This window comes from Exiguobacterium sp. s129 (assembly GCF_018617585.1).
GTDB classification, from domain to species: Bacteria; Bacillota; Bacilli; order Exiguobacteriales; family Exiguobacteriaceae; genus Exiguobacterium; species Exiguobacterium aestuarii_A.
The window spans coordinates 1-266 of the sequence record NZ_JACSKL010000041.1 but is presented as its reverse complement, the minus strand read 5'-3'; the positions used below and the strand labels follow the sequence as shown (position 1 = coordinate 266).

The window sequence follows — 266 nt, the reverse complement described above, 5'->3', positions numbered from 1 at the left end:
GACGAGAACCAAGTCATCGTCGTGGAGACATTGAAATCGAGCAACATAATGAAGAACCGACGCTTAGCCAAATCGGTTGGCGATGTCAGTTGGTACGAGTTCGTCCGTCAACTCGAATACAAATCAAACTTCTACGGACGGACACTCATCAAGGCGGATCAATGGTTCGCATCCACTCAAATCTGTTCCACTTGCGGCGTAAAAGGCAAGAAGAAGGCGATGGATGTCCGTGAATGGACGTGTGCCTGTGGCGCGCATCATGACCG

At 50.4% G+C, this 266-nt stretch carries 1 protein-coding gene; it reads left to right on the top strand.

The window, feature by feature from the left end; all coding sequences use genetic code 11:
• Positions 1–266: zinc ribbon domain-containing protein (locus KNO92_RS14760; RefSeq protein ID WP_214761903.1), on the top strand; the 266-nt coding region annotated here is incomplete at both ends.